Annotated in this window: 25 protein-coding genes; 14 read left to right on the forward strand and 11 right to left on the reverse strand. The window is 68.2% G+C overall.

Features of this window, described 5'->3' with window-relative positions:
• Positions 1-44 precede the first annotated feature (44 nt).
• Complete coding sequence (locus ON19_RS34985; RefSeq protein ID WP_043702965.1) at positions 45-1733, forward strand: tetratricopeptide repeat protein; 1689 nt, start codon at positions 45-47, stop codon at positions 1731-1733.
• A gap of 143 nt (positions 1734-1876) precedes the next feature.
• A complete protein-coding gene (gene purN / locus ON19_RS34990; protein ID WP_043702966.1) occupies positions 1877-2488 on the forward strand; it encodes a phosphoribosylglycinamide formyltransferase in 612 nt (203 codons plus the stop codon).
• A 232-nt stretch (positions 2489-2720) separates the two neighbouring features.
• On the opposite strand, the gene ON19_RS39495 is transcribed toward purN, so the two are convergent.
• The gene (locus ON19_RS39495; protein ID WP_227954755.1) at positions 2721-3371 is read right to left on the reverse strand and encodes a DoxX family protein; all 651 of its coding nucleotides are present in this window, start codon (positions 3369-3371) and stop codon (positions 2721-2723) included.
• A 169-nt stretch (positions 3372-3540) separates the two neighbouring features.
• Positions 3541-4488, reverse strand: coding sequence for a non-homologous end-joining DNA ligase (gene ligD, locus ON19_RS35000; RefSeq protein WP_043703033.1), 948 nt, complete (start codon positions 4486-4488; stop codon positions 3541-3543).
• 322 nt (positions 4489-4810) lie between these two features.
• Here ligD and ON19_RS35005 point away from each other — a divergent pair, with 322 nt between their 5' ends.
• The 5 genes from ON19_RS35005 to ON19_RS35025 all read left to right on the forward strand — a co-directional run bounded on the left by ON19_RS35005 (position 4811) and on the right by ON19_RS35025 (position 7219).
• Complete coding sequence (locus tag ON19_RS35005) at positions 4811-5176, forward strand: hypothetical protein (RefSeq protein ID WP_051169617.1); 366 nt, start codon at positions 4811-4813, stop codon at positions 5174-5176.
• Positions 5173-5895: a F0F1 ATP synthase subunit A gene (atpB, locus tag ON19_RS35010; protein WP_043702968.1), complete on the forward strand. Its 723-nt coding sequence runs from the start codon at positions 5173-5175 to the stop codon at positions 5893-5895. The genes ON19_RS35005 and atpB overlap by 4 nt, the downstream gene beginning before the upstream one ends.
• Positions 5896-5963: 68 nt before the next feature.
• Complete coding sequence (gene atpE / locus ON19_RS35015; RefSeq protein ID WP_043702969.1) at positions 5964-6224, forward strand: ATP synthase F0 subunit C; 261 nt, start codon at positions 5964-5966, stop codon at positions 6222-6224.
• 4 nt (positions 6225-6228) lie between these two features.
• Entirely contained in the window at positions 6229-6693 is a 465-nt protein-coding gene (locus ON19_RS35020; RefSeq protein ID WP_043702970.1) for a F0F1 ATP synthase subunit B family protein, read from the forward strand.
• Entirely contained in the window at positions 6680-7219 is a 540-nt protein-coding gene (locus ON19_RS35025; RefSeq protein WP_051169618.1) for a F0F1 ATP synthase subunit B family protein, read from the forward strand. The genes ON19_RS35020 and ON19_RS35025 overlap by 14 nt, the downstream gene beginning before the upstream one ends.
• 110 nt (positions 7220-7329) lie before the next feature.
• Here ON19_RS35025 and ON19_RS35030 read toward each other — a convergent pair whose 3' ends face one another.
• Entirely contained in the window at positions 7330-8535 is a 1206-nt protein-coding gene (locus ON19_RS35030) for a site-specific integrase (protein ID WP_043702972.1), read from the reverse strand.
• A gap of 300 nt (positions 8536-8835) precedes the next feature.
• Positions 8836-9090: a hypothetical protein gene (locus tag ON19_RS35035; protein WP_157230011.1), complete on the reverse strand. Its 255-nt coding sequence runs from the start codon at positions 9088-9090 to the stop codon at positions 8836-8838.
• Positions 9091-9485: 395 nt separating this feature from the next.
• Here ON19_RS35035 and ON19_RS35040 point away from each other — a divergent pair, with 395 nt between their 5' ends.
• The 3 genes from ON19_RS35040 to ON19_RS35055 all read left to right on the forward strand — a co-directional run bounded on the left by ON19_RS35040 (position 9486) and on the right by ON19_RS35055 (position 13127).
• Positions 9486-10565: a coiled-coil domain-containing protein gene (locus ON19_RS35040; protein WP_255218453.1), complete on the forward strand. Its 1080-nt coding sequence runs from the start codon at positions 9486-9488 to the stop codon at positions 10563-10565.
• A gap of 480 nt (positions 10566-11045) precedes the next feature.
• Positions 11046-11642, forward strand: a complete 597-nt coding sequence (locus ON19_RS35050) for an HdeD family acid-resistance protein (RefSeq protein WP_051169620.1) — start codon at positions 11046-11048, stop codon at positions 11640-11642.
• Positions 11643-11696: 54 nt separating this feature from the next.
• Positions 11697-13127 (forward strand): S8 family peptidase, encoded by a 1431-nt coding sequence (locus ON19_RS35055; protein ID WP_051169621.1) that lies wholly within the window; start codon positions 11697-11699, stop codon positions 13125-13127.
• A gap of 230 nt (positions 13128-13357) precedes the next feature.
• Here the strand turns inward: ON19_RS35055 and ON19_RS35060 are convergent, their stop codons facing one another.
• Together ON19_RS35060 and ON19_RS35065 are read right to left on the reverse strand one after the other, a co-directional pair.
• Positions 13358-14194 carry an alpha/beta fold hydrolase gene (locus ON19_RS35060; RefSeq protein WP_043702980.1) on the reverse strand — a complete coding sequence of 279 codons (837 nt, stop codon included), beginning with the start codon at positions 14192-14194 and terminating at the stop codon, positions 13358-13360.
• Entirely contained in the window at positions 14191-14778 is a 588-nt protein-coding gene (locus tag ON19_RS35065; protein WP_306307076.1) for a TetR/AcrR family transcriptional regulator, read from the reverse strand. The genes ON19_RS35060 and ON19_RS35065 overlap by 4 nt, the downstream gene beginning before the upstream one ends.
• A gap of 143 nt (positions 14779-14921) precedes the next feature.
• On the opposite strand from ON19_RS35065, the gene ON19_RS35070 reads away from it, so the two are divergent.
• A complete protein-coding gene (locus ON19_RS35070; RefSeq protein WP_043702983.1) occupies positions 14922-15752 on the forward strand; it encodes an alpha/beta fold hydrolase in 831 nt (276 codons plus the stop codon).
• Between the two features lie 44 nt (positions 15753-15796).
• Here the strand turns inward: ON19_RS35070 and ON19_RS42600 are convergent, their stop codons facing one another.
• A complete protein-coding gene (locus tag ON19_RS42600) occupies positions 15797-16039 on the reverse strand; it encodes a MarR family transcriptional regulator (RefSeq protein WP_157230012.1) in 243 nt (80 codons plus the stop codon).
• A 200-nt stretch (positions 16040-16239) separates the two neighbouring features.
• On the opposite strand from ON19_RS42600, the gene ON19_RS35080 reads away from it, so the two are divergent.
• From ON19_RS35080 to ON19_RS35090, 3 genes are read left to right on the forward strand one after another with little or no spacing between them, the layout of a single operon-like run.
• Complete coding sequence (locus ON19_RS35080; RefSeq protein ID WP_043725354.1) at positions 16240-16524, forward strand: hypothetical protein; 285 nt, start codon at positions 16240-16242, stop codon at positions 16522-16524.
• Positions 16524-17117, forward strand: coding sequence for a DUF6879 family protein (locus ON19_RS35085; protein ID WP_051169622.1), 594 nt, complete (start codon positions 16524-16526; stop codon positions 17115-17117). Before ON19_RS35080 ends, ON19_RS35085 begins: the two co-directional genes overlap by 1 nt.
• Positions 17068-17904, forward strand: coding sequence for a helix-turn-helix domain-containing protein (locus ON19_RS35090; RefSeq protein ID WP_043702987.1), 837 nt, complete (start codon positions 17068-17070; stop codon positions 17902-17904). Before ON19_RS35085 ends, ON19_RS35090 begins: the two co-directional genes overlap by 50 nt.
• 435 nt (positions 17905-18339) lie before the next feature.
• On the opposite strand, the gene ON19_RS43065 is transcribed toward ON19_RS35090, so the two are convergent.
• The 4 genes from ON19_RS43065 to ON19_RS35110 form a co-directional block, all read right to left on the reverse strand.
• A complete protein-coding gene (locus tag ON19_RS43065) occupies positions 18340-18537 on the reverse strand; it encodes a hypothetical protein (protein WP_169334250.1) in 198 nt (65 codons plus the stop codon).
• A gap of 163 nt (positions 18538-18700) precedes the next feature.
• Positions 18701-20326 (reverse strand): NADH-quinone oxidoreductase subunit NuoN, encoded by a 1626-nt coding sequence (nuoN, locus tag ON19_RS35100; RefSeq protein WP_043702991.1) that lies wholly within the window; start codon positions 20324-20326, stop codon positions 18701-18703.
• Positions 20323-21948, reverse strand: coding sequence for an NADH-quinone oxidoreductase subunit M (locus tag ON19_RS35105; protein ID WP_086006780.1), 1626 nt, complete (start codon positions 21946-21948; stop codon positions 20323-20325). Before ON19_RS35105 ends, nuoN begins: the two co-directional genes overlap by 4 nt.
• On the reverse strand, positions 21945-22752 hold an 808-nt coding region (locus ON19_RS35110), incomplete at its 5' end, for a proton-conducting transporter transmembrane domain-containing protein (RefSeq protein ID WP_043703047.1). The genes ON19_RS35110 and ON19_RS35105, both read right to left, overlap by 4 nt.

A 22752-nucleotide genomic window follows, 5' to 3' on the forward strand; every position in this document is an offset into this window, starting at 1 on the left:
CGGACCGCGGCGCGGCCGCGCTGCGCGGCGAGGAAGGAGCCGCGGTGAGCGCGCCGACCGAACGCACCGAACCGGTCGGGCAGACCGCCACGCCGAGATCGACGGTCTGGCTGGGGTTTGTGGGCACCGCGTCGGTGGTGGCCTACACAGTGCTGTTCGAATTGGTGCGCACCCTGGTGGTGAATTCGTTCGGCGAGAACAGCGTCGTGCAGTTCTTCAACGGCCCGCTGCGGTGGTTGTCGGTGCTGTTCATCGCCGCGGCGGCGACGTACGCGCTGTCCCGGTTCGCGGGCGGATATCGCACCAAGCTGCGCACCGCCCGCGAGATGGATCTGATCGCGGGTCTGGTCGAACCGGGGCCCGCGCTGGCCGACCCGAGACCACGGGTAGCCGTGCCGCGGCCGCGGCGGGTCGCCGCCCTCGACGGGCATCTGATCGCCGCGGTACTGCGCGACCTGCCGGTGCACGACTACGAGACGGTCGCGCTGTTGGCCGTGCTCAACGCCATTCGCGACACACCCGGCCGGCTGCCGGTGGCGCGGGAACCCTCGGCCCGCACCGCGCCGATGCTGCTGCAGGGCCTGTGCCGCCGCGGTGTCCTCGCGCAGGCCGGCGCCCAGCGGTTCTGTGTGCGGCAAGTGCCCAGGCTGCCGGATCGAGCGACGGTCACGGCGGGCCCGCAGTGGGGTGCGGCGCTTACCGCGCTGCTGCACCACTACGCGGACCGAGCCGGACGGTGGGCGATCGCGCTGGAATCGCGACGCTTCGCCGTGGGCGCGCGCCGGTGGTTCGAGGTCGAGGAGCCGTACCTGCGCACTCTGGTGTCGGCGTGCGCGAATCCGGGCGCGGATTTTCCCGCCGCGGCGCTCGCGCACCTGATCGGCATCGGCAACGCACTGGACGTCTGGTATGCGCGAATCGGATTGCGAGCCAACGAGCGTGGCGTGCCCGAGGACCTGTGTTCGCTACCCGGGCTCGACGAACTGAACCGGGATCTGGTGAAGCTGCGGGCAGACCGGCTGGCCGAACGGCCGCGGGGCTATCGGCCACGGCGGCTGTCCACGAGCCTGGCCGCCCGATGGGAACACCACACCGCGCTGGCAGGACTGGGCACCGCGCCGCTGGACCTGTACGGAGTCGCCGACCGGCTGGAAACCGCGTGGTGGCTGCTACCCCGCGACGATGTCGCGGGCGAGGTGTGCGCACTGATCAACCTCGCCGTCGTGCACATCCGGCAGGGACGCCTCGACGCCGCGCAGGATCGTCTCGAGCTGGCCGAATCCCTCACCCGCGCCGGCATCGATCCCGACGGCCGCGCCCAGACCCACGAGACGATGGGCACCCTCTGGTGGGCCCGCGGCGAACCCCGCCGCGCCCTGCGCTGCTGGCAGCTCGCCCTCACCGCCTACCGCGCCCTCGACGACGACCCCGGTATCGGCCGCTGCCTGCAACATCTCGGCTCCGCCGTAATCGTCGCCCCCGACCACGCCACCCTGCTGCTGCCGGACCCCTCCCTCACCCGCGTCGAGGCCCTGCGCCAAGCCACCGGATGGCTCGCCGAAGCCCGCCGCAGACACCCGGCGGCCCGCCACGCCGAAAGGTATGCGGCACAAGCCCGTTCGGCCCTGCGCGCCGACCGCGGCTTCCGCGACATGCTCTCGTCCCGCGGCCGCGCCCCGCTGTCCCAGATCGACCGATGGCCCGCGGCCGTCGAAGACCACGCCCCTCGCTGACCTGTCCACGGTCCGCCTCCAGCCGCGCCGATGGGATCTCGGCATCGGCGTCCGAAGCGGACTCGGCCGGTCCGCCGCCGGGCGACACTGGTGCCGTCGTCCGTGAACGAGCACCCGCAACGCCTGTGCGAGACTATGCAACCATGCCGGAGCTTCGCGTCGCGGTGATCGCCTCCCACAACGGGTCGAATCTGCATGCGCTGCACCAAGCTTCCCTCGTCGCGAACGCCCGGTTCCGGATCGTGCTGGTCATCAGCAACAACAGCGACTCCGGCGCGCTGCGCTACGCCCGGGACAACCGGATCCCCGCCCGGCACCTGTCCGGGCGCACCCACGACGACCCGGACGAAGCAATGCGCGCCGCACTCGTCGAGCACGCGGTCGACCTGGTGGTGACCGCCGGATACCTGAAGAAGATCGGGCCGCGGACCACGAGCGAATTCGCCACCCGGATCATCAACGTCCACCCCGCGTTGCTGCCCCGCCACGGCGGCCCCGGAATGTACGGCAGGCACGTGCACCAAGCCGTGCTGGACGCCGGAGACCTCATCAGCGGCGTGTCCGTCCATCACGTCTCCGGCGAATACGACGACGGTGAGGTGATCGCCCAGGTCGAAGTGCCGGTGCGTCCGGGCGATACCGCCGAGACGCTCGGTGCGCGGGTCCTCGAAGCCGAACACACCTTGCTCCCCGACGTGGTACGGCAGATCGCCCACGGCTCGACCGCGCGCCCGCCCATTCGAGCCCACCGATGAACGATGACCCCACCGACATGCGGTTGCCGTTGTTCATTGTGTTCTCCTTGCAGCGTCGGCTATGACTCCGGCTTGCGGGACCGGAGCACTTTCTGTTCGCTGGATGTCTTCGTCTCGCGTGGTACGACGATCGGACCCGTCGAAAAGTGAGACGACGCGCAAACCGCACTGATGCGCGCTCTTGTTTAATCGGCGGAACGCATCGGTCTGCAATGTATCTCGCGGCAGCCCACTACTCGGAGATCCAGCCGAGTTCAACTGCGTTCTTGTGCATGAAGTCTTCGACTGTGGGCAGCGTGAGGAACGAAACGGCATACAGGACAACGAGCCCTCCGATCGCAACGGTCCAGTCGCGAGGGCGGGTTGCAGGCAGACCGGGCCCGGCTTGTCCGACGGCAGCAGTGCGGTCCGGACGCAGCCGCATCTGCGGGAGCCGACGGCAAGCGGGCCTCAGCATCCACGACGCGATGGCGCAGATCGCGAACATGAGTGGCACCGACCACGACTCGACACCGTCGCCGACTGCCAGGTGTGACACCACGGCACCCGACCACAGGAGAAAGGCGCCCGCGTACGCCCATTCCTTGATCAGCGCGAACCCGGGCGCGATGATCGCGACGGCCGCACCGACCTGCCACGCACCCAGAATGTAGGCGAAGAAGTGCGGGTATCCCAGGTGTCGCAACTGGATTTCTATCCATTCGATCGTCAGCAGGTTCCACACCGATCCGGAAACCAGCTCGAAGACGATGACAAATGTGGTGGCCCAGTATGCGAGGGCTCTGATCCGGGTTCGGTCGCTTCGCGCGACGGCTGACTTCTCCGCCGTCGCGTGCTGGAACGTCGTGGTCTTCATGGTGTGCAGGGCGCGTTGTTCGGTCATGCCCTCGAGACACCGCCGAGCACCGAAACATGACACGATACGATGTGACGTGCGCCACTTCACCCGTCACCGCGCGACTCGGCGCATTTCCACCGTGGGGCCTGTACGCGCTTCGCCACCCCGTCAACCAGCTACGACGCCCCGATGCGCCAAGAACGTCGTGTTGCCTCTAAGCGAATAATTCCCATTTCGCTTCGTGCGGGGACTTGTCGGGGCGCAGGCCTCGCCAGCTGGGGTGGCGCAGCCCTTCGGAGGTCGCTTCGCGATACTCGATGTCTGCGACGAGGACGGGCTGCACCCAATGGGCGACCGCGGTGACCGCGCGCGGCGGTGGAATGTCGAAGGGGGTGTCCGGACGCGACAGCTCGTTCAGGCGGGCTTGCAGGGAGCGCCGGTCGTGCATGGTCCAGCCGGTACCGACATTACCCACGTGCACCAGCCGGTCGTGGTCGTCGTAAGCGCCGAGCGCGAGCGAACCGAACGTCGCGGAGAAACGACCGGAGCCGGGCAGCCAGCCCGCGACGACGACCTCCGTCGTCTTACGTAGCGGCGTCTTGATCCACAACGGGGAGCGGCGGCCGGGGTAGTAGACCGAATCGAGGCGCTTGGCGACGATTCCCTCCAGCCCGTGCTCGCGGGCGACGTCCAGCAGGGTGCCGGGCTCGACATTCGAGTAGTACGGGGGAGTGCGGGCAAGCGGCCGGTCGAGCGCGAGTTCCGCCAAACGCTCGCGGCGCTCGGTATAGGGCAGCTCCATGATGGAGCCACCGTGTACAGCCAGCAAATCGAAGGCGAGATACTGCGCGGGGAATGCGCGCAGCAACTCCGCGCTGGGCGAGACCACATGCATACGCCGCTGCAAGCGACCGAACGACGGCACGCCCGTCGCCGGATCGGGCGCGACGATCTCCCCGTCGAGGAGTATTCCACCGTGCTCACCGAGGTCTTCCAGCGCGGCTGTGAGCTCGGGAAACGAGCCACTGAGATCGCGATTGTTGCGACTGTAGAACCGGCAGTCCTCCTCCCGGCACCGCGCGATGGCACGGATGCCGTCCCACTTCATCTCGAACGCCCACCGTCCGCGTTCCTGCGGTGGCCGTCCGGAGACGGCCAGCATCGGCGCCGGCACTGAAAGCACAGCCTCAGCATATCTTCAGCAATCGATGTGGTCGGGAGTCGTGGACAAGGTCGAAGTGGGGACCTGGAGACCGAATCGCGAGCGGCGGCACGCGGGCTGTCTCCCTTGCTATCGGGACCGCGGAGCGGATTCGCGGTGAAGCGCAGGGTCGGCGAAACCCGTGGGCGACCAGCCGTATCGGGCGATTTGCCCGATTTGTCGGGAACTCTTGTACTACAGATCGTAGTAAGTAAGAATGCTGTTGTGACCGTAGGTATGTAGCTCCGCTACAGGCCGTCACGACATCACTATGGGAGGGCATATGACGGTCAGCGTGGACCGCCGTCCGATCATCGTCGCCGCGGGAGTGGGAATCACGGTTCTCGCAGCGGCCGGGGCGCTGGATCGGCTGCTGTTGGGCGTATTCGTCTGCATCGGAATGGTATTGGGTTACATCAACGCGTGGCTGGCCACAGTGTCCGCCACGCGGATGTCGTCCGGTGCCGAATCGGGCACACAGTTCTTGGCGGCGACGAACGGGTTGCGGTTGTTCGGTGTCACGGCATTCGCGCTGGCCGTCGGCATCCTGGCGCGGCCCGATGGAACGGGAATTCTCTTCGGGCTGGTCGCCTTTCAGATCGTTTGGCTGCTCAGCGTGGCAGCGCCTGTCCCGAGCGGTGTCCGATGACGAAAGTCGAAGTGGGACAACATGAAACGGCGCACTTCCTCGGGATGGCCTTTCATGTCGACACCATTCTCGCGACCGCCATCGCGGCCGTCGTCGTGCTGGGGCTCGCGTTCTCGCTGCGCGTCAAGCTGACCTCCGGGGTGCCCAACGGCGTGCAGTTGTTCTTCGAGACCGTGACAGTGCAGCTGCGCGGTCAGGTGGAAAGCGCGGTGGGCCTCCGGATCGCGCCGTTCGTCCTGCCCCTGGCGGTGACGTTGTTCGTCTTCGTTCTGCTGTCGAACTGGTTGTCGGTATTGCCGGTGCAGTACGGCGACGGCGAGCTGATCAAGCCGCCCGCCGCGGATGTCAACTTCACCTATGCGCTCGCCTTGTTCGTCTTCCTCTGCTACCAGGCGGCGGGAGTGGCGCGGCGGGGACCGATCGGGCATGTGAAGCAGGTGCTGAAGGGGCACACCGGGTGGGGTCCGATGGTCTTCATCAACATCATCGAGGAACTGGCGAAACCGTTGTCGCTGGCTCTGCGGTTGTTCGGCAACATGTTCGCGGGTGGGGTCATGATCTCGGTGATCGCACTGCTGCCCGCCTGGCTCAGCTGGGGGCCCAACGCCGTGTGGAAGCTGTTCGACCTGTTCGTCGGGTTGATCCAGGCCTTCATCTTCGCCTTGCTGACCATCCTCTACTTCGGCCAGGCCACCGCGCGCGAGCACGAGAACCACTGAACCGCGCCGGCACATTCGTATACCGGCCCCCACATTCCTCTTTCGACGAGGAAAGGAAAGGAACAGAAATGGCAGACGTGACCCACGAGACGATCGTCCAGGCGGCGGCCCTGCTGGCGGGCGGACTGATGATGGTCGGCGGCGCGATCGGCGCGGGCTACGGCAACGGGATGGCGGGCTCGGCGCTGATCAACGGCATTTCCCGGCAACCGGAGGCCGAGGGCAGGCTGCGCGGCAACTACCTGATGGCGGTCAGCCTGGTCGACGCCGTCTACTTCATCAACCTGACGTTCATGGCGCTGTTCGCTTTCGCGGCGCCAGGAAAGTAGCGCCATGGCGACCGAAAACCGGGCGGAACAGAATTTCCTGATCCCCAACGGCACCTTCTTCGCCGAGCTGGCGATATTTCTGCTCGTGCTCGCGGTGATCTGGCTGTTCGTCGTGCCGCCGATTCGCGACGTGCTCGCCGAACGGGAAGCCCGCGTCACCAAGACCGCCACAGATGAGCAGCGGGCACGTGAGCTCTTCGGGGCGGCCGAGCACCGGTATCGGTCCTCGGTGGCACAAGCACGCGGCGAGGCGGCGCGACTGCGTGCCCAAGCCCGGCTCGACGGCCGGGCGACCCTGATCTCGACCCGTGAGCACGCACATCAACGGTCCGACGAGATGGTGGCCGCAGCCACGATCCAGCTGCGAGCCCAGGCCGACGCGGCGGCGGCGGGGCTGCGCGAACACATCGACCCGCTGGCCGGTGAACTGGCCGACCGAGTGATCGGAGGAGACGGTGAACGAACGTGACGGCATCTACGACATCACTTGGAACTGGCCGGTATTCCTCAGTCAATTGTTCGGCTTCGCCGTCATCGTGGGCGCACTGGTCAGATGGGTTGTTCCGCAGGTGTGGGCGATGATGCTGCGCGCGCAGCAGACGATACAGCGACAGCTGGAGGAGAGCTCGCAGGCCACAGCTCGATTGGCCGCGGCCGAACAGGCTTTCGCCGAAGCGGCCGTCACGGCCCGCACCGAGATGGCCGAAATTAGCGAGCAAGCCAGCGCCGACGTGGAGCGGATCATCGCGGAACTGCGGGGAGCCGCCGCCGCGGAGATCGAGCGGGTGCGCAGACACGGCATGGACCGCGTCGAGCAGGTGCGCAGGCAGTTGCGCGAGGAACTCGGGCATGACCTCACTGTCGCAGTGCTCGACCGCGCCGAGTTCGTAGTGCGCGAGCGCCTCCAGCTGTCCCGAGCCAGATCTGACAGCATCGACCGATTTCTGGATGATCTAGCGGTTCAGGCGGAACTCGCCGAGGAACTGCGCGGGTAGGCGACCTCGCTGTTCTTCCGCACAACCCGAGGCGCCTCTCTTTCGTCACCGAAGGAGGGGTGCCAGGAAACCGGGGGAGTGTGGTTGTGGTGGCGGGAAGCCTGTGTCGTTCACAGGCCGAGTTTGGTGACCGCGTTGTCTTCCAGCGGGTTGGCGGTGCGAATGTAGCCGTGGACGGTGCGCGGGTTGGACCAGCGGCCTTGGCGCATGATCTCGCGGTCGCTGGCGCCACCCAGGGCAGCCTGCGTGGCGAACCCGGCGCGCAGCGAATGACCGGAGAACAGGGCGGGGTCGAGCCCGGCCCGGGCGGCATAGCGCTTGACCAGCTCGGCGACCGCTCGCCCGGACATGGCGTCGTCGCCGATCACGCCGTGGCGGTTGATGGTAGGGCAGAGGGGAAGGTCCGCGTCGGTGAGCGTGGTACCGGTGAAGCCGTGGCAGCGGTGGATCTCGGGTGCCGTCGGCTGCGCGTCGGCCAGCCAGGCTCGCAGTCCGGAAGTGCCGGCCGCGGCGTGGATTTCGCACAGCCGCAGCCAGTCGGCGAAAGCGCAGACGGGGCAGGTGGCGGGTCGGCGGCCGCGGGGCAGAGCCACCCGCTGTTCCGCGGCACCGGTCGGGTCGGTCTTCGTCGCGGGCAGCCGGATCAACAGGATCGGTTCTCCGGTGGTGTGGTCGAGGCCGACTTCGACATCGCCGACCCGCAATCCGGCCAATTCGCTGCGTCGCAACGCGCCGGCGAAACCGATGAGCAGCACGAGCGCGTCCCTGCGGCGGGCGGGTTCGGTGGGCCAGCCCGGTCCGGGAAGCCCGCTCAAGAGCTGATCGAGGGTGTGCAGCAGGACGGGGCGTTTGCGTTTGGGCTGGCTGCGCCGGGTGCGGCGGATGCCGCGCAGCGTCAGGCGCACCACGTCCGAACGCGTCGGTGACGGCAGTCCGTTCGCCGCGTGCACTGCCGCGATGGCAGCCGACTTGCGCTCCAATGTGGCTGGGCTGAACGCCCATCCGCCGGTGTCGCGGCGCGCGTCGGCGGCCGCGGCGAGGTAGACCGCGACATCGAGTGCATCGGCGGGCAGCGCTTGTCTGCCTTCGGTGGCGCACCACGCCGACCAGGCCACCCAGTCGGCCCGATAGGCGCGCAGCGTGTTCGCCGATTGGGACGCTTCGAGATACCGGCGCAGCGAACCGGCTTGGTCGTCGTCGAAACGGTCCCGCACCAACCGTAAGGCCGCGGCATCGACCAGCACGCTGCGCACCCCGCGACGCAACTCGGTGCGCACCGACTCCGGGACCACCACCACGCTGGATCGATCGTCCATGGCTCCCGCGTTCACCTCGGCGACTGACTGTCCGCGCCGAAGTACTCGGCGCGAGAATTCAGCCTACGGCACCGTGGGCGCGCGCCTGCGATCAGAAGGGGCGATGCGCTGCGGAAGCCGACGGTCGTCACCGGACGCCGCGTCATTCGTCTTTCGACCCACGCAATCAGTAAGCGTCACAGTGACGTTGAGGGATGGGCTTTCCCAGTCTCATGCAATGGGTTGGCGTCGACACCGTCGCGCCGCGGGAACCTCGCGCGCGTGCCCGTGCCCGTCCGCCGCGGCCGAGCTACCGGTGGGCTAGCAGCCCTGACCTCCACCGCCTGATAGGGCGATGACCAGGCAATTCCCGGCCATCATCACCAGAATCCCAACGCTGCTCACGGCACGCCAGGTCCGGCCGATCCGATGGCGATACGTCCAAAGATACGCCAGCAGGAGAACTCCGACGGCCAGCATGACACCGGTGCCGGAGATCTGAAAGACCTGAGCAGCTTTGAATTCCGCATCGCGTAATGCTTCACCGGCACCGGGCAGGCCGTCGTTCACGATCACCCACGGCAAACCGCAGCCCTGGCCGTGCGCGGGGAACCAAGGCGGCATGGACGGCGAGCCTTTCCGTCAGACCGCAGGAGACTCCGACAGATCAGATGCCGAGCTGACAGGTCTCCAACCAGGGGTACCCAGTTTTCGGAGGATTTCGTTGCAATTACGTTTCGCAAGTCACAACGCTACGAAACGAAAATTTCCGTAGATGCCCGCCCTCTGCCGGGATCCCTAGCCGCCGATAATGTTCACTTATCGGTGGTCAGGGTGTAGGCGACGATCCAGTCTGGGCGAGTCGCACGCATGCGTTTCGTTTCGTGGCAATCCGTCATACCTAACGAAACAAACGCTACGATTTCGTGGTGTCGAACGTGTGCAACTATCCGGGCTGTTCTCGTCCCATCATGCGAGGAGCTGGTCCCGGCCGTCCTTCGGAGTACTGCGACCGCGCCGATCACACGCGCTGGCGTGCATGGCGGGAACGGCAACGGCAACAACAGGAAGCGGAAGGGGCGACCGCTGCCGTCACTGTGACGCAACCGGGCCCGGTGACCGTCGCCCGCTTGCGCGCCGATGAGTTGCTCACCCAGTTCCGCGGGCTCGCCGAACAGCTGAACACCACGTTGAATGCTGCCGTCGCGGAGTTGTCCACGCTCGCCGACCCATCGGTTGCCGAGGCCCAGGTGCAGGCAGTTCAGGTCGACGCGGCACGGCGGATCGCCGAGGCGGAAGGCGCCACCGTGGCGGCCGAGCAGGCGCGGCGGGAGGCGCAGGAGGCCAGAGAACTCGCCGAATCCGCCGCCGAGGACGCGGCAGGCGCCGCCGAGCAAGCGGAAGCGCTGATCGCCGAGGCGAACTCGGCGCGCGACGACGCGCTGCGCGAGGTCGAACGCGTCACCAAACAGGCCGCCGACGAGGTGTTCGCCGCGCGCAGCGACGCCGAAGCCGATGTCCGCGCCGTGCGGCGCGAGGCCGCCGAGCAGACCGAACGCATCGAACAGCAAGCCGCGGACCACGTTCAGCGCGCCGAGCGCCGCGCGGAAACCGAGATCGCGCACGCCCAGCAGGAAGCGGAGGCGCGGGTCGCGGCCGCCCGGTCCGAACGCGATCTCGCCGCGCAGCGCGCGGCCGACGCCGAACGGGCGACCGAGCGCGCCGAACAAGCCGCCGCCGAGCGCGCCGAAGCTGCCGAGGAGGCACGCGCCGAATGGCGCAGGGTCCGCGCCGAACTCGACGCCACTCGGACCGAACTCACCGAAACCCGTCGCGCCGCAGCGGCCGAGCTCGCCGCCGCCCGAGCCGAGGCCGCCGTCGCCGTAGAGAAGGCGCGCGCCGAAGCCGCCGAGCGTCTTCAAGCGCTAGACGAGGCCCGCGCCCAGACTCTCGCTCGTGCCGAACGCGCCGAAGCCCAACTCGACGAACTGCTCGCCGAGAGGCGCCGCAAATCAGCCGCTACCGAACCGGATGATCGCCACGACGGCTGACCAGCGAAATGCCCGATCCGGCCACGGCTTCCTCGGCACTCGCTGGGTGTAAGACACCGGTGATGCGTCGTGGTGTCGCAGATCGTCGCGCTGCTCATCGGGATGCGCTGGCTCGGGTCCGAAGCGAAAGCGACACCCCCGTCGGTATCGGTGCAGATCGCCGCCATGCTCTCCCTCACACAAGGATTCGGATTCCCGCACGACGGATCGTCCTACACCGACATCCCGGTCGGCGGGTGGATCGTCCGGGTCGGCCGACTGTCGGAAGCCACTGCCACGCCGGACGACGTGGCGACCGCCGGTAAGGATCAGTGCCCCGTGGCGTGTCGACGAGGCGACCACCGCACGCGGCGTAATCCTCTGGATGGCCGCGTGATCCGGGGCAGCCGACGTGCTTTTGGCGCAATCGGCCTGCGACGAATAGCCGCCCGGACGGGGCAAATAGATCGTTAACCCCGGTCTCGGTCATATCATGTAGCTATGCCCGAAACCGGAGTCGAAGGGCGTACGGAACCACTGGCCGGCGAAGCCCGGCAGACGGTACTGGTGGCCGGTGCCTGTTCGATGATCATGGGTGTGGCCCTGGCGGTGTGGCCGCACAAGTCGATGCCGACAGCGGAACTGCTGTCCGGCGGCTATCTGCTGCTCAACGGGATTGTTCAGCTGATCGTCGCGGTCGGCGCTCGTTTCGCCACACCGCTGCGGGTGCTGGTGGTCGTGAGTGGCGTCCTGTCGGCCCTGCTGGCGATGTTGTGCTTCGCCGGCGGGAATTCGACGCTGTTGCTGTCGTTCTGGATCGGGTTGGCGTGGGCGATCCGCGGAATCTGCCATGCCACCGTGGCGGTGTGGGTCGACGACCTACCCGGCCGCGGGCGGCAGGAGCTTTTCGGCCTGGCCACACTGACGTTCGGCGTGCTGGTCGGTGCGCTGCCGTTCGAGTCCCTGGACGCACTCGGCTGGCTGGCCGGAGCGTGCCTGCTCGCGCTCGGTGCCACCGAAGCGTTCTTCGCCGCGGGCACCCGGCATGACCCGGTCGCGGCACCTGGTGTGACGCCGCCCCTGCGCCTGCACGGCTGAGCCGCACAGCGCATCCGGTGGCGGGCCATCCGCAACCCAGGTTGACTGGACGCCATGGCATCCCAGCATTCAGAGCTCCGGTCGCCCGCAGAGCTGATCGTGGTCACCCATGGCGCCGAGACCGCGATCACACCGATCGCCCTGCGCGAAAGCCGCAGCGTGCAAGCACATCTGGGCGAATTGCTTCCCGCCGGAGTCGAACTGGTGCGCGTCTTCGGACCGGCCAACCGCCTGGAGCGCAGGCTCACCGGCACTTCGCATGAGGATGCCGGTGCGGAGTACCTCAACTACTTCTCCGTCCAGGGCGTCACCGGCGAGCTCGACGAGCTGGCCGCGCGGTTGCGCGCCGCCGACGAGGTGGCGGCGGCGTATGTGAAGCCGCCTGCCGAACCGCCGATCGCGCCGGAAGGCGCGGTGGCTGTCATCGATCGCTCGACCGACGAAGCGCCCCCGGTGACCCCGGATTTCGGCGAACGGCAGGGGTATCTGGAGGCCGCCCCGCAGGGAATCGATGCTCGCTGGGCATGGACGGTGCCGGGTGGCCGCGGCTCCGGCGTGCGCGTGGTGGACATCGAGGGCGCGTGGCGGTTCACCCACGAGGACTTGCGGGTCAACCAGGGCGGCGTGATCGGCGGCAGCCCCGCACCGCAGCAGGGCTGGCGCGACCACGGTACCGCCGTTGCCGGTGCGATCAGCAGCGACGTGAACGCCTACGGCATCACCGGCATCGTGCCGGAGGCGTACATCCGCGCGGTATCGATCTTCGGATCGGGGTCCGCGGCCGCCATCCGCTCGGCCGCGGACGTGCTGAACCCCGGCGATGTGATCCTGCTGGAAGTGCACCGTCCCGGACCGCGTTTCGCCTACGCCAACCGGGCGGATCAGCGCGGCTACATCGCGATCGAATGGTGGCCCGACGACGCGGCGGCGATCCGGTACGCCGTCGGAAAGGGCGTCATCGTGGTGGAGGCCGGTGGGAACGGCGGCGAGGACCTCGACGCCGCGCTCTACGACACCCGGCCCGCGGAGTTCCCCACCAACTGGCGCAATCCGTTCCGCGGCGGCGAAGCCGACTCCGGAGCGATCATCGTCGGAGCCGGTGCGCCACCACCCGGATTCCACGGCCGCGACCACGGCCCGGCACGCTCCCGACTGGAATTCTCCAACTACGGTGAGCGAGTCGACGTGCAGGGATGGGGCCTGGAAGTCACCACCACCGGATACGGCGACCTGCAGGGCGGTCCGGACGAAGACCTCTGGTACACCGACGTGTTCAGCGGAACCTCGAGCGCGTCCCCGATCGTGGTCGGCGCTGTCACGAGTTACCAAGGAATGAGCGCGGCCGCAGCCGGGCGCAAGAAGCCCGCCGAGGTGCGCGCCCGGCTCCGCGAAACCGGCTCGCCGCAAACCGATGCCCCGGAACGGCCCGCCACCCAGCGCATCGGCAACCTCCCGGATCTGAAGTCGATGATCCTGCCGAGGTAAGCCGAAACGAACGAAACTCTCACGAATCGCGGCACCGGACCAGCATTGCGTTGTTCGGCATCCGCATAGAGTCGATTCCGCACGTCACAATCAGCTTGAGGCATAGTTGCTTACAGTGGAATCGGCGTGCCCGATCGGCGTGGGCAGCGGCTTCTCGGCTTCGCAAACTGGCCACCGACCCACGAATGGCCGGATAGGCAGGGATCTTCGTGCTCGTTGTCGCGCGACGGTCAGCCCACGCGTGCGGCCAGCAGCAGTTCCAGCAGCAGCTGGGCGAACTCGGCGGGCGCGTCGGTGACTCCGCTGTGCCCGCCGGGGAACTCGGTCAGCGGAATGTTCAGTTGCGCGGCGAGTGCCTCCGCGGGACGGTGGGGGAGCTTGCCCTTGCTGTCGCGGCCCGCACCCAGCACCAGACGGTCGGTGACCGACGTCAAAGCCGCCACGTTCGGCAGGTAGGAGGTGATCGGACGCAGTTCGTGCGCCATGCTGCGCGGAGCGTTGGCGTGCAGCCGTTCCATCATCGCGGCGGCGCGCGGCGACAGGCCGGCCGGATCCGGCATGGCGACGCCACCACCGATCCCCTCGAGGAAGCGCGCACCCGCGGCAGCCAGCCCCTCGGTGGCGAACAGTTCGCACACCTCCTCGACGAACGCCTTGTGCTCCGCGGCGTCGGGCAGCACGCCGAACGACGGCGGCTCGTGTGCGATAACCAGCCGCAACCGCCCCGGATGCCGGGCGAGCAGGTCCAGCGCGACCACCGCCCCACCGCTGCCGCCGAATACGTACGCCTGTTCGCCCTCGGGCGTGAGGTGTTCCAGCAGCAGGTGGGCATCCTCGCTCTGCACCTCCACCTCGATGTCGGCCGGCGGTCCGGGGTCGAGCACACTGCGGGAGTAGCCGCGCGGATCCACGGCCACCACGGTGAAGTGTTCGGCGAGCGGCTCGATGACGGGATCGAAAACCGCCGCGTCACCTCCGCTGCCGGGCAGCAACAGCAGCACCGGCCCGGCACCGCTCACCTCGTAGTACAGCGTGGCCCCGGGGACTTTCACCGTCTCGGATCTCATGATCTCTCCTTGTCGTCGGTCGGCCACTGCTCGAGCGTGATGTGCAGGGCGTCGATGATGCGTTCCCAGGATTCGGCGGTGGAGCGCGCATGCCCGAAACCGCCGGTCGCCTCGAGCACGCTGTATCCGTGGAAGGTGCTGCGCAGCAGGCGGACCGCGTCGGTCCGGTCGGGTTCGGCCAAACCGTAGGCGCGCAGCATCCCGTAGGTCAGCTCGACGGCGCGCAACGCGCCGGTTGCGGTGCGCGCCACCTCGGGGTCGAACGGGAGCTGGGTCGCGGCGTAGCGGCCGGGGAAGCGCAGTGCGAAGTCCCGCCAGGCATGGGCGTAGGCGGCGAGCGCGTCGCGACCGGCGCGACCGGCGATCGCGGCGGCGATCAGCTCGGTCTTCTCCGTGGCCGCCAGCACGGCCACTCGGGCACGCAGATCGCGGAGATTTTTGACGTGCGAATACAGGCTCGCGTCCTGAACGCCGAACTTCTTGGCCACCGCCGACATGGTGAGGTTGTCCAGCCCGATCTCGTCGGCGAGATCGGCAGCGGCCCGCGTGATCCGCTCCGCGGTCAGCCCCGCTCGCGCCATCATGTGCCCACCTCCAGAAAGCTAGTCCTATTAGTTTATAACCTAGGAGGCCTAGTTTTCGCAATCGCGGCGAGCCCGGCGATGAATCCCACTCGTGCGCACCGTCTGCATTGGCGGGCAGGAAATCAACCGCACGAGGAGAATTCATGACCCGGATACCGCCGGCGGTCATCGCCGGAACGCTCGACGTCCCAGGCGCGCACCTGTACTACGAGCTGCGCGGCACGGGTCGGCTGCTGGCGCTGGTCGGCGCACCGATGGACGCCGCCGCGTTCGCCCCTTCGGCCGAGCTGCTCGCCGCCGACCACACCGTGCTCACCACCGACCCGCGCGGACACCGCAGCAGCACCCTCGCCGATCCCACCCGGGACTCGACCCCGGAACTGCGCGCCGACGACCTCGCCCGGTTGATCACGCAGGTGAACGCCGGGCCCGCCACGGTCTTCGGTTCCAGCGGTGGCGCGGTGACCGCACTCGCGCTGGCGCAGGCGCGTCCCGATCTCGTCACCACCGTGATCGCGCACGAACCCCCGATCGACGCGCTGCTCGCCGACCGGGACGCGCACCGCGCCGCGACCGAGGACATCATCGCGACCTACGCCGCGAGCGACGTGCTCGGCGCGTGGCGGAAGTTCTTCGCGGCCGCGAACATTCCGATGCCAGAGCTGGCGCTGGCGCAGATGTTCGGCCCGGATCGCGACCCGCAGCAGGTGGCCGGCGAGCGCTATTGGTTCGCCCACGAACTCCGAGGCACCACCACCTGGGAGCCCGACCTCCTCGCCCTGCAGGCGGTGCCGGCCCGCCTCGTCGTGGGCGTCGGCGCGGATTCCGCCGGGCAGTTCTGTGATCGCACCTCGCGCGCGCTGGCCGCGGCGCTCGATGTGGCGCCCGCGATGTTTCCCGGCGGGCACACCGGGTTCGCCGACGATCCGGCCGCCTTCGCCGTCCGGCTACGCGAGATCGCGAGCACGCCATGACACCCGGAAGCCGCCGAATCACCGTGACCGCGCTCCCATTCGGCTCACAAAGTGAATCGGCGTCCCTTCGCGGCCCACTCGCCCCGGCCCCTGGGCGTGATGGCCCAGCGTCCCCGGTGCCGGCAATCCATGATCAAACCGCGCGACTGTAGACGCAGCAATGCGCTGCGCACCGACCATGCGGTCAGTCGCGCCTGCTGAGCCAGTTGCTCGACGGTGAGCAATCCGCCCGGCGCCAGCACACCCAGCACCGCGAAATCAGCGGCAGTCCTGGGTCGTCTCATCATGTCGGAGCCTTTCCTTCGGGGAGAGGACAACCGGGGGAACGACATCGGCGCCGTGGCCCCGAGTTGCCGAATCGACGGTAGAAGGCGCACCGATGCCCCCGCCATGATTTTGCGCGACTTTGCGAACCACGTTGACCGGCAACGCCTGCGGTGGGGACGATTGCACGACATCGTCCGCCAGCTCTCGCAAAGGATCAGCTATGAACCTGCGACTTCTCGGATCCGGGTCCGACCATGGAGCGTGTCCCGCCGTGTACGCCACCGACACGGGCGTGCTCGTGGTGCAGGGCGATGCCACCGACCGGACCGGGACGGTTCTCGTGCCACACCAGCTGTTGGACTGGCTGGAACCAGGGATGCGGCTACGGGTCGAGGCGAGCGGGACGTGTGGAGCGGTGCTGGTGGCCGGTGAGCCGGTCACCGATCCCGAACTGCTCGCCCAGTTGACTCTCGACTGTCACGAAACCGCCGTGGTGGTGCGCTGATGCTGCACGTGGTAGGCGACCGCTGTTTCGAGCCGCTCTTCCGGGCGGCTCGATTCCGCGCCTTCCATCTGGAGGTGAGAGACAACTACGTGCTGGAGGACGAGCAGGAAGCGTTGCGCCGCTTCGGCGCGGGAGTAGCGTACGAACGAGAGGAACAGCCCGAGTCATGGAAAGCCTGGGATGCTCTGATGGTCGAGTCCGCCGGTCGCGGAATCGCGCTCGAACGACTAAGGGTCGTGACGGTCCCGCACTCCGACTACACCCGGTGGCTGTTGTCGGCGACCGACGACAACATCGCCACCGGCGAAGTAGTGCGCTGGCTGCCTCGGCATCTGGTCGAGCCGGCCGACCTGCCGCACGACGACTACTGGCTTTTCGACACGAACACGATCGCGTTCAACACCTTCGCCGAGAACGGGGCGTTCGTGGGTCTGTCGATCACCACTGACCCGGCGCTGGTCGCCCGCTGCCTGCAGGTGCGGGAACGGCTGTGGCCCAAGGGCATCGATCATCAGCGATATTGCGAGAGCGAGCACGTACCCGATGAACGGAGTGTCGGACGCACGCGAGGTGCTGGGTGCGCGCCTGCGTGAACTGCGTCGCGCCGCCCACCTGACCGGTCTGGAACTGGCCGCGAGGTGCGGGTGGCATTCGAGCAAAGTCTCCCGGATCGAGGGCGGCAAGCAGACGCCTTCGGAAGCCGACCTCGCCGCGTGGTGCGAGGCGTGCGGCAATACCGCCGTGCTGGACGACCTGGTCGCCAACGCGCGCAATCTGCAGTCCATGTACCTGGAATGGCAACGCAGCGTCGCCTCCGGACACGCGCACAGGCAACGGCAATCGATCGACCTGGAGGCGCAGACCACGCAGATACGCTGGTACGCGCCCGACACGCTGCCGGGACTGCTGCAAACCGAGGGTTACGCACGCGCGATCCTGAACGCCTGCATCGCCGTCACCGGCGGACGTGACGACCTGGAGGACGCGGTGGCCGCGCGCATGGCCCGCAAGCAGGTGCTCTTCCGGGTGAAACACCGATTCCACTTCGTGGTCAACGAGACCGCGCTGTGGCGCACGGTCGGCGACGCCGCCACGATGGCCGAGCAACTCGCCTACCTGCTCGCGGTGATGGCCAATCCGAGGGTCCGGCTGGGCCTCATCCCGATCTGTGCCGACTACCGTGCCCCCGCGACGAACTTCGTCATCTACGACCGCGCGCAGGTTCTGACCGAAACGGTCTCGGCCGAGCTGACCATCACCCGGCCGTCGGAGATCGCGCTGCACGAGAAGACCTTCGCGATCCTCGCCGACCAAGCCGAGTACGGCGACCGTGCCCGATTGCTGATCGCGAACGCGCTGGAACGCCGGCGCGGCGCCTAGGTCATGTCTCCTATCGGTCTGGCCACCGACGGCAACGGTCGAGGCTCGGCGAGCGCCACTGTCGCTGCTGCTGTCCGCAGCGTCAATGCGCGTTCGCGGCCGACCGGGGTCTGGATACGCGCCAGCAGCCACTGATGGGACTGCTGGGAAGGTCCGTCGCTTCGGTGTGTCCGGATCGAAGCGACCGGGGTCAACGACCTTGCGGCCGGTGCGTTTCGAATCCATCGGTACCCCTGACAGCGCCTTCGTGTCCGGCAAGCACACTAACGCAGACCGCCGATTCCGGCGCTTTGTATCTTCGTTCCACAGCGTTGTCGGCCGCGAACCGCGCCCCCACCGAACGCAAGCAGTTGTTCGACACTGACGAGTGGAGCCGGGATGAACAACCGATCCCGTGGCCGGCTCGAGCGGACTAGATTGGGAGACCTGGCCAGGTCAGGGGGCGGTGTCCGATACCGGGCAGATCGTCGTCGACGGCACGATGCGTTCGATTTCGCATCCGGATGTGTACGCCGTCGGCGACGCCGCGTTCGCGTTCATCTGCGCGAGCGCGACCTGGAGCGTCTCCCACCCGACCGTGCTGCTGACAAGCCCCGCCACCACCCCGTGGCACCCGCCGAAGCGGAGACCCACTTCGCGGAATGGTGACGCGGTGCCGCGTTCGGAGCGGCCGCGTGCCGAAGCACCGCGCAGACCGTGACCCGGTCGGCATGGAACTTCCCGGGCCGGCACGGCGGGAAAACTGCGGTGCCGCCGCTGTCGCGCAGCGGCGGCACCAGAGCACCTGCCGGCTCGGTCAGCGCACGAATGTCGCCGCCTGGTCGGCCAGATCCAGCAGTGGCTGCGGATAGACGCCGAGCACCAGGGTGACCGCGGCGGTGATCGCCACGATCGTCGTGGTCAGCGGAGGGCTGACCAGCACCGGAGCGTCAGCGGGCGGGTCGGTGAAGAACATCAGCACGATGACCCGCAGGTAGAAGAACGCCGCGATGGCACTGCAGATCACGCCGATGATGACCAGCGGTGCCGCGCCCCCCGAGGCGGCGGCCTCGAACACGGTGAACTTGCTGACGAAGCCGCTGGTGAGCGGCAACCCGGCGAAGGAAAGCAGGAACAGCGCGAAAACCGTTGCCAGCCACGGAGAACGGCGGCCGAGGCCGGCCCACCGCGCCAGGCCGGTGGCCTCGTCGCCGTCCGCTTCGCGGACCAGGCTGACCACGGCGAACGCGCCCAGCGTGCCGAGGCCGTAGGCCGGCAGATAGAACAGCACCGCCGCGACGCCACGGTCGTTGGCGGCCACCGGGCCGATCAGCAGGAAACCGGCATGGGCCACCGAGGAATACGCGAGCATGCGTTTGACGTCGGTCTGGGTGATCGCCAGGACCGCGCCGACGGCCATGGTGGCGATCGCGACGGCCGCGAGGATCGGCCGCCAGTCGTCGCGCACACCCGGCACGGCGACCTGCAGCACGCGCACCAGCGCCCCGATCGCGGCGATCTTGGTGGCCGCCGCCATGAAGCCGGTGATCGCGGTGGGGGCGCCCTGGTAGACATCCGGCACCCAGGACTGGAACGGCACCGCACCGATCTTGAACAGCAGACCGACCGCGAGCATCGCGACGCCGAGCACCGCCAGCGTCGCGTTGTCCGGATGCTGTGCGATCGCGTCCGCGATGCCGCCCAGCCGCACTGTGCCCGCCTGGCCGTACAGCAGCGCGACGCCGTAGAGGAAGAACGCCGAGGAGAACGCGCCGAGCAGGAAGTACTTCAGCGCCGCCTCCTGCGACAGCAACCGCTTGCGCCGGGCCAGCCCGCACAGCAGATACAGCGGCAGCGACAGTACTTCGAGGGCGACGAACATGGTCAGCAGGTCGTTGGACGCCGGGAACAGCAACAGGCCGCCGACGGCGAGCAGCGTCAGGGGGAACACCTCGGTGGTCGCGATACCCGCGCGCAACGCCGCTGCTTCGGCCGCGCTTCCGGGCACCGCCGAAGCCTGCGGCGTGAACGCGTCCACACCGCGTTCGAGGGTGGCGGCGGCCCGGCTCCACGTTCCCGGGCCCGATCGAGCCTGCTGGCGCGGTTCCGCCCCGCGCTCGGCGATGAACAGCACACCGAGAATCGACACGACCAGGATCGTGCCCTGCAGGAACAATGTGACGCCGTCGATGGCCACGGCGCCCGCGACAGCGGTGGTTTCGGTGCCCGCGAGCGCCACGACGGCGGCCAGTGCGGCGACCAACCCGGCAAGGCTCAGCACCAGATGGGTGGCGTAGCGGGCGCGCCGGGCGACGAACGCTTCGGCGAGGACGCCGAGCACGGCGGCGCCGAACACGATGAGCATGGGGGACAGGGCGCCGTATTCGATGCTCGGCGCGGGAACGCTCGCGGCGAGCGTCGTGGTGGAGGCGAGGACGTTCACTTGTGGGCACCTCCGGGATGCTGGGCCGGTCCCGCTTCGGGCTGTGGGGGTGTCGAGGGTGCGGGATCGGTCCGGCCGATGGTGGTGAGCGTCTGGCTCACCGCGGGATTGATGAAGTCGGTGAGGACCTTCGGGTAGATGCCGAGGAACAGCAGCGCGGCGATCAGCGGGACCACCACGGCGAGTTCGCGCGGTGCCAAGTCGTAGATCCGCTCGTTGCCTTCCTTCACCGGCCCGGTCATCATCCGCTGGTAGAGCCACAGCACGTACAGTGCGGCGAGCACCAGCGCGACGGCGGCGACCACGGCGGCGAACTGGTAGCGGGCGAATGTCCCGATCAGCACCAGGAATTCGCTCACGAACGGGGCGAGGCCGGGCAGCGACAGCGTCGCCAGACCGGCGATGAAGAATGTGCCCGCCAGCACCGGGGCCACCTTCTGAACGCCGCCGTACGCGGCGATGAGCCGGGTTCCCCTTCGCGACACCAGGAATCCGGCTACCAGGAAGAGCGCGGCGGTCGAGATGCCGTGGTTGACCATGTACAGCGTCGCGCCGGTCTGGCCCTGGCTGGTCATGGCGAAGACGCCGAGGATGATGAACCCGAAGTGGGAGATCGAGGTGTAGGCGATCAGGCGCATCACGTCGGTCTGCCCGATGGCCAGCAGGGCGCCGTACACGATGCCGATCACCGCGAGCGTGATCACCAACGGCGCGTAGGTGTCGGACGCGCCGGGGAACAGCGGCAGGCAGTAACGCAGCATGCCGAAGGTGCCCACCTTGTCGACCACCGCCATCATCAGCACCGCGCTGGAGGGAGTGGCCGCGACGGCGGCATCCGGCAGCCAGGTGTGCAGTGGCCACAGCGGCGCTTTGACCGCGAAGGCGAACATGAACCCGAGGAACAGGGCATTGAGCACCGCGGGTCCGGCGCCGAGCTCACCGGCGTTGGCCGCCGCGACCACGGTGCGGAGATCGAAGGTGCCCGAGGAGCCCTCGCCCAGCCCTTCACGGGCGGTGAGCACGTACAACCCGATGACCGCGGCCAGCATGATCAGCCCGCCGAACAGGTTGTACAGCAGGAACTTCACCGCCGCACGCGAGCGCTGCCTGCGCTGCAGCGCGTCGCCGGTGCTCGGCCCGAATCCGCCGATGAGGAAGTACATCGGGATGAGCATCGCCTCGAAGAACACGTAGAACAGCAGGATGTCGAGGGCGAGGAAGGAGATCAGCACCATCGCCTCGACGAGCAGGATGAGCGCGACGTAAGTGTGCGCCACCCGCTTTCCACCGCCGACTTCACGATCGTCGTGCCAGCCCGCCAAGATCAGTAGGGGAACCAGGCCCGCGGTCAGTAGCACCAGCACCAGCGCGATGCCGTCCAGCCCGAGGGTGTATCCGGCGCCGAACGCCGGAATCCACTGATGGGATTCGACGAACTGGTATTGGGCGCCCGCGGTGTCGAACCGCACGGTGAGCCCGATGCCGATACCCAGCACGAGCACCGAGAAGCCCAGTGCCACGGCACGTGCGAGGGTGCGTCGCGCGGCGGGCAGCACGAGCACGATCGCCGCACCGGCGACCGGAACCAGCCACAGCGTCGTCAACCAGGGAAACTCGCTCACCACAACCTCACCGCCAGCAGGGCTGCGGCCACCAGGGCCGCGCCGGTGAACATGGACAGGGCATAGGACCGCACGAACCCGGACTGCACTCGCCGGGCTCGCGCGGACAACCCGCCGATCAACGCCGCGGTGCCGTTGACGACGCCGTCGATGCCGCGGTTGTCGAGGAAGACCAGCGCCCGGGTCAGGTGCTGTCCGGGCCGCATGAACGCGGCTTCGTTGACCGTGTCGCCGTAGAGGTCGCGGCGTGCCGCGACGGTCAGCCCGGAGACGGCTTCGGGTGCGGTCTCGGGGATGTCGCGCTGCGCGTACTGCGAGTAGGCCACCGCGACACCGACGGCGACAACACCGAGCGCGAGTATCGTGACCAGCGCCGCGGGAACGGTTTCGGTGCCGTGGTGGGCGCCGACGACCGGTTCGAGCCAGTTCTGCAGCGAGGAGCCGAAGACGAACACCGCGCCCGCGCCGACCGAGCCGATGGCGAGCAGGATCATGGGACCGGTCATCACCGCGGGGGACTCGTGCGGGTGGGTGTCCGGTTCCCAGCGGCGCTCACCGAAGAACGTCATCAGCATGACGCGCGTCATGTAGAACGCGGTGAGACCCGCGCCGAGCAGCGCGACCAGACCCAGTGCGACCCCGCCGACGCCACCTTGGTTGAACGCCGCCTCGATGATCCGGTCCTTGGAGAAGAACCCGGCGAACGGCGGGACTCCGATGATGGCGAGGTAGCCGAGGCCGAAGGTGACGTAGGTGATCGGCAGCAGGGTGCGCAGGCCGCCGTAGCGGCGCATGTCGGTTTCG

The sequence above is a fragment of the Nocardia abscessus NBRC 100374 genome (genome assembly GCF_000308455.1).
In the GTDB taxonomy this organism is placed as follows: domain Bacteria; phylum Actinomycetota; class Actinomycetes; order Mycobacteriales; family Mycobacteriaceae; genus Nocardia; species Nocardia abscessus.

What these genes read in the sequence shown, in the direction of transcription:
- atpB (WP_043702968.1), top strand. Translation starts at nt 5,173, where the DNA reads ATGACGAAAGTCGAAGTGGGACAACATGAAACGGCGCACTTCCTCGGG.
- ON19_RS42600 (WP_157230012.1), bottom strand. Translation starts at nt 16,039, where the DNA reads ATGATGAGACGACCCAGGACTGCCGCTGATTTCGCGGTGCTGGGTGTG.
- ON19_RS35055 (WP_051169621.1), top strand. Translation starts at nt 11,697, where the DNA reads ATGGCATCCCAGCATTCAGAGCTCCGGTCGCCCGCAGAGCTGATCGTG.
- ON19_RS35060 (WP_043702980.1), bottom strand. Translation starts at nt 14,194, where the DNA reads ATGAGATCCGAGACGGTGAAAGTCCCCGGGGCCACGCTGTACTACGAG.
- ligD (WP_043703033.1), bottom strand. Translation starts at nt 4,488, where the DNA reads ATGCTGGCCGTCTCCGGACGGCCACCGCAGGAACGCGGACGGTGGGCG.
- atpE (WP_043702969.1), top strand. Translation starts at nt 5,964, where the DNA reads ATGGCAGACGTGACCCACGAGACGATCGTCCAGGCGGCGGCCCTGCTG.
- ON19_RS35005 (WP_051169617.1), top strand. Translation starts at nt 4,811, where the DNA reads ATGACGGTCAGCGTGGACCGCCGTCCGATCATCGTCGCCGCGGGAGTG.
- ON19_RS35030 (WP_043702972.1), bottom strand. Translation starts at nt 8,535, where the DNA reads ATGGACGATCGATCCAGCGTGGTGGTGGTCCCGGAGTCGGTGCGCACC.
- ON19_RS35065 (WP_306307076.1), bottom strand. Translation starts at nt 14,778, where the DNA reads ATGATGGCGCGAGCGGGGCTGACCGCGGAGCGGATCACGCGGGCCGCT.
- purN (WP_043702966.1), top strand. Translation starts at nt 1,877, where the DNA reads ATGCCGGAGCTTCGCGTCGCGGTGATCGCCTCCCACAACGGGTCGAAT.
- ON19_RS39495 (WP_227954755.1), bottom strand. Translation starts at nt 3,371, where the DNA reads ATGACCGAACAACGCGCCCTGCACACCATGAAGACCACGACGTTCCAG.
- ON19_RS35070 (WP_043702983.1), top strand. Translation starts at nt 14,922, where the DNA reads ATGACCCGGATACCGCCGGCGGTCATCGCCGGAACGCTCGACGTCCCA.
- ON19_RS35090 (WP_043702987.1), top strand. Translation starts at nt 17,068, where the DNA reads ATGAACGGAGTGTCGGACGCACGCGAGGTGCTGGGTGCGCGCCTGCGT.
- ON19_RS35085 (WP_051169622.1), top strand. Translation starts at nt 16,524, where the DNA reads ATGCTGCACGTGGTAGGCGACCGCTGTTTCGAGCCGCTCTTCCGGGCG.
- ON19_RS35020 (WP_043702970.1), top strand. Translation starts at nt 6,229, where the DNA reads ATGGCGACCGAAAACCGGGCGGAACAGAATTTCCTGATCCCCAACGGC.
- ON19_RS35050 (WP_051169620.1), top strand. Translation starts at nt 11,046, where the DNA reads ATGCCCGAAACCGGAGTCGAAGGGCGTACGGAACCACTGGCCGGCGAA.
- ON19_RS35040 (WP_255218453.1), top strand. Translation starts at nt 9,486, where the DNA reads ATGCGAGGAGCTGGTCCCGGCCGTCCTTCGGAGTACTGCGACCGCGCC.
- ON19_RS35080 (WP_043725354.1), top strand. Translation starts at nt 16,240, where the DNA reads ATGAACCTGCGACTTCTCGGATCCGGGTCCGACCATGGAGCGTGTCCC.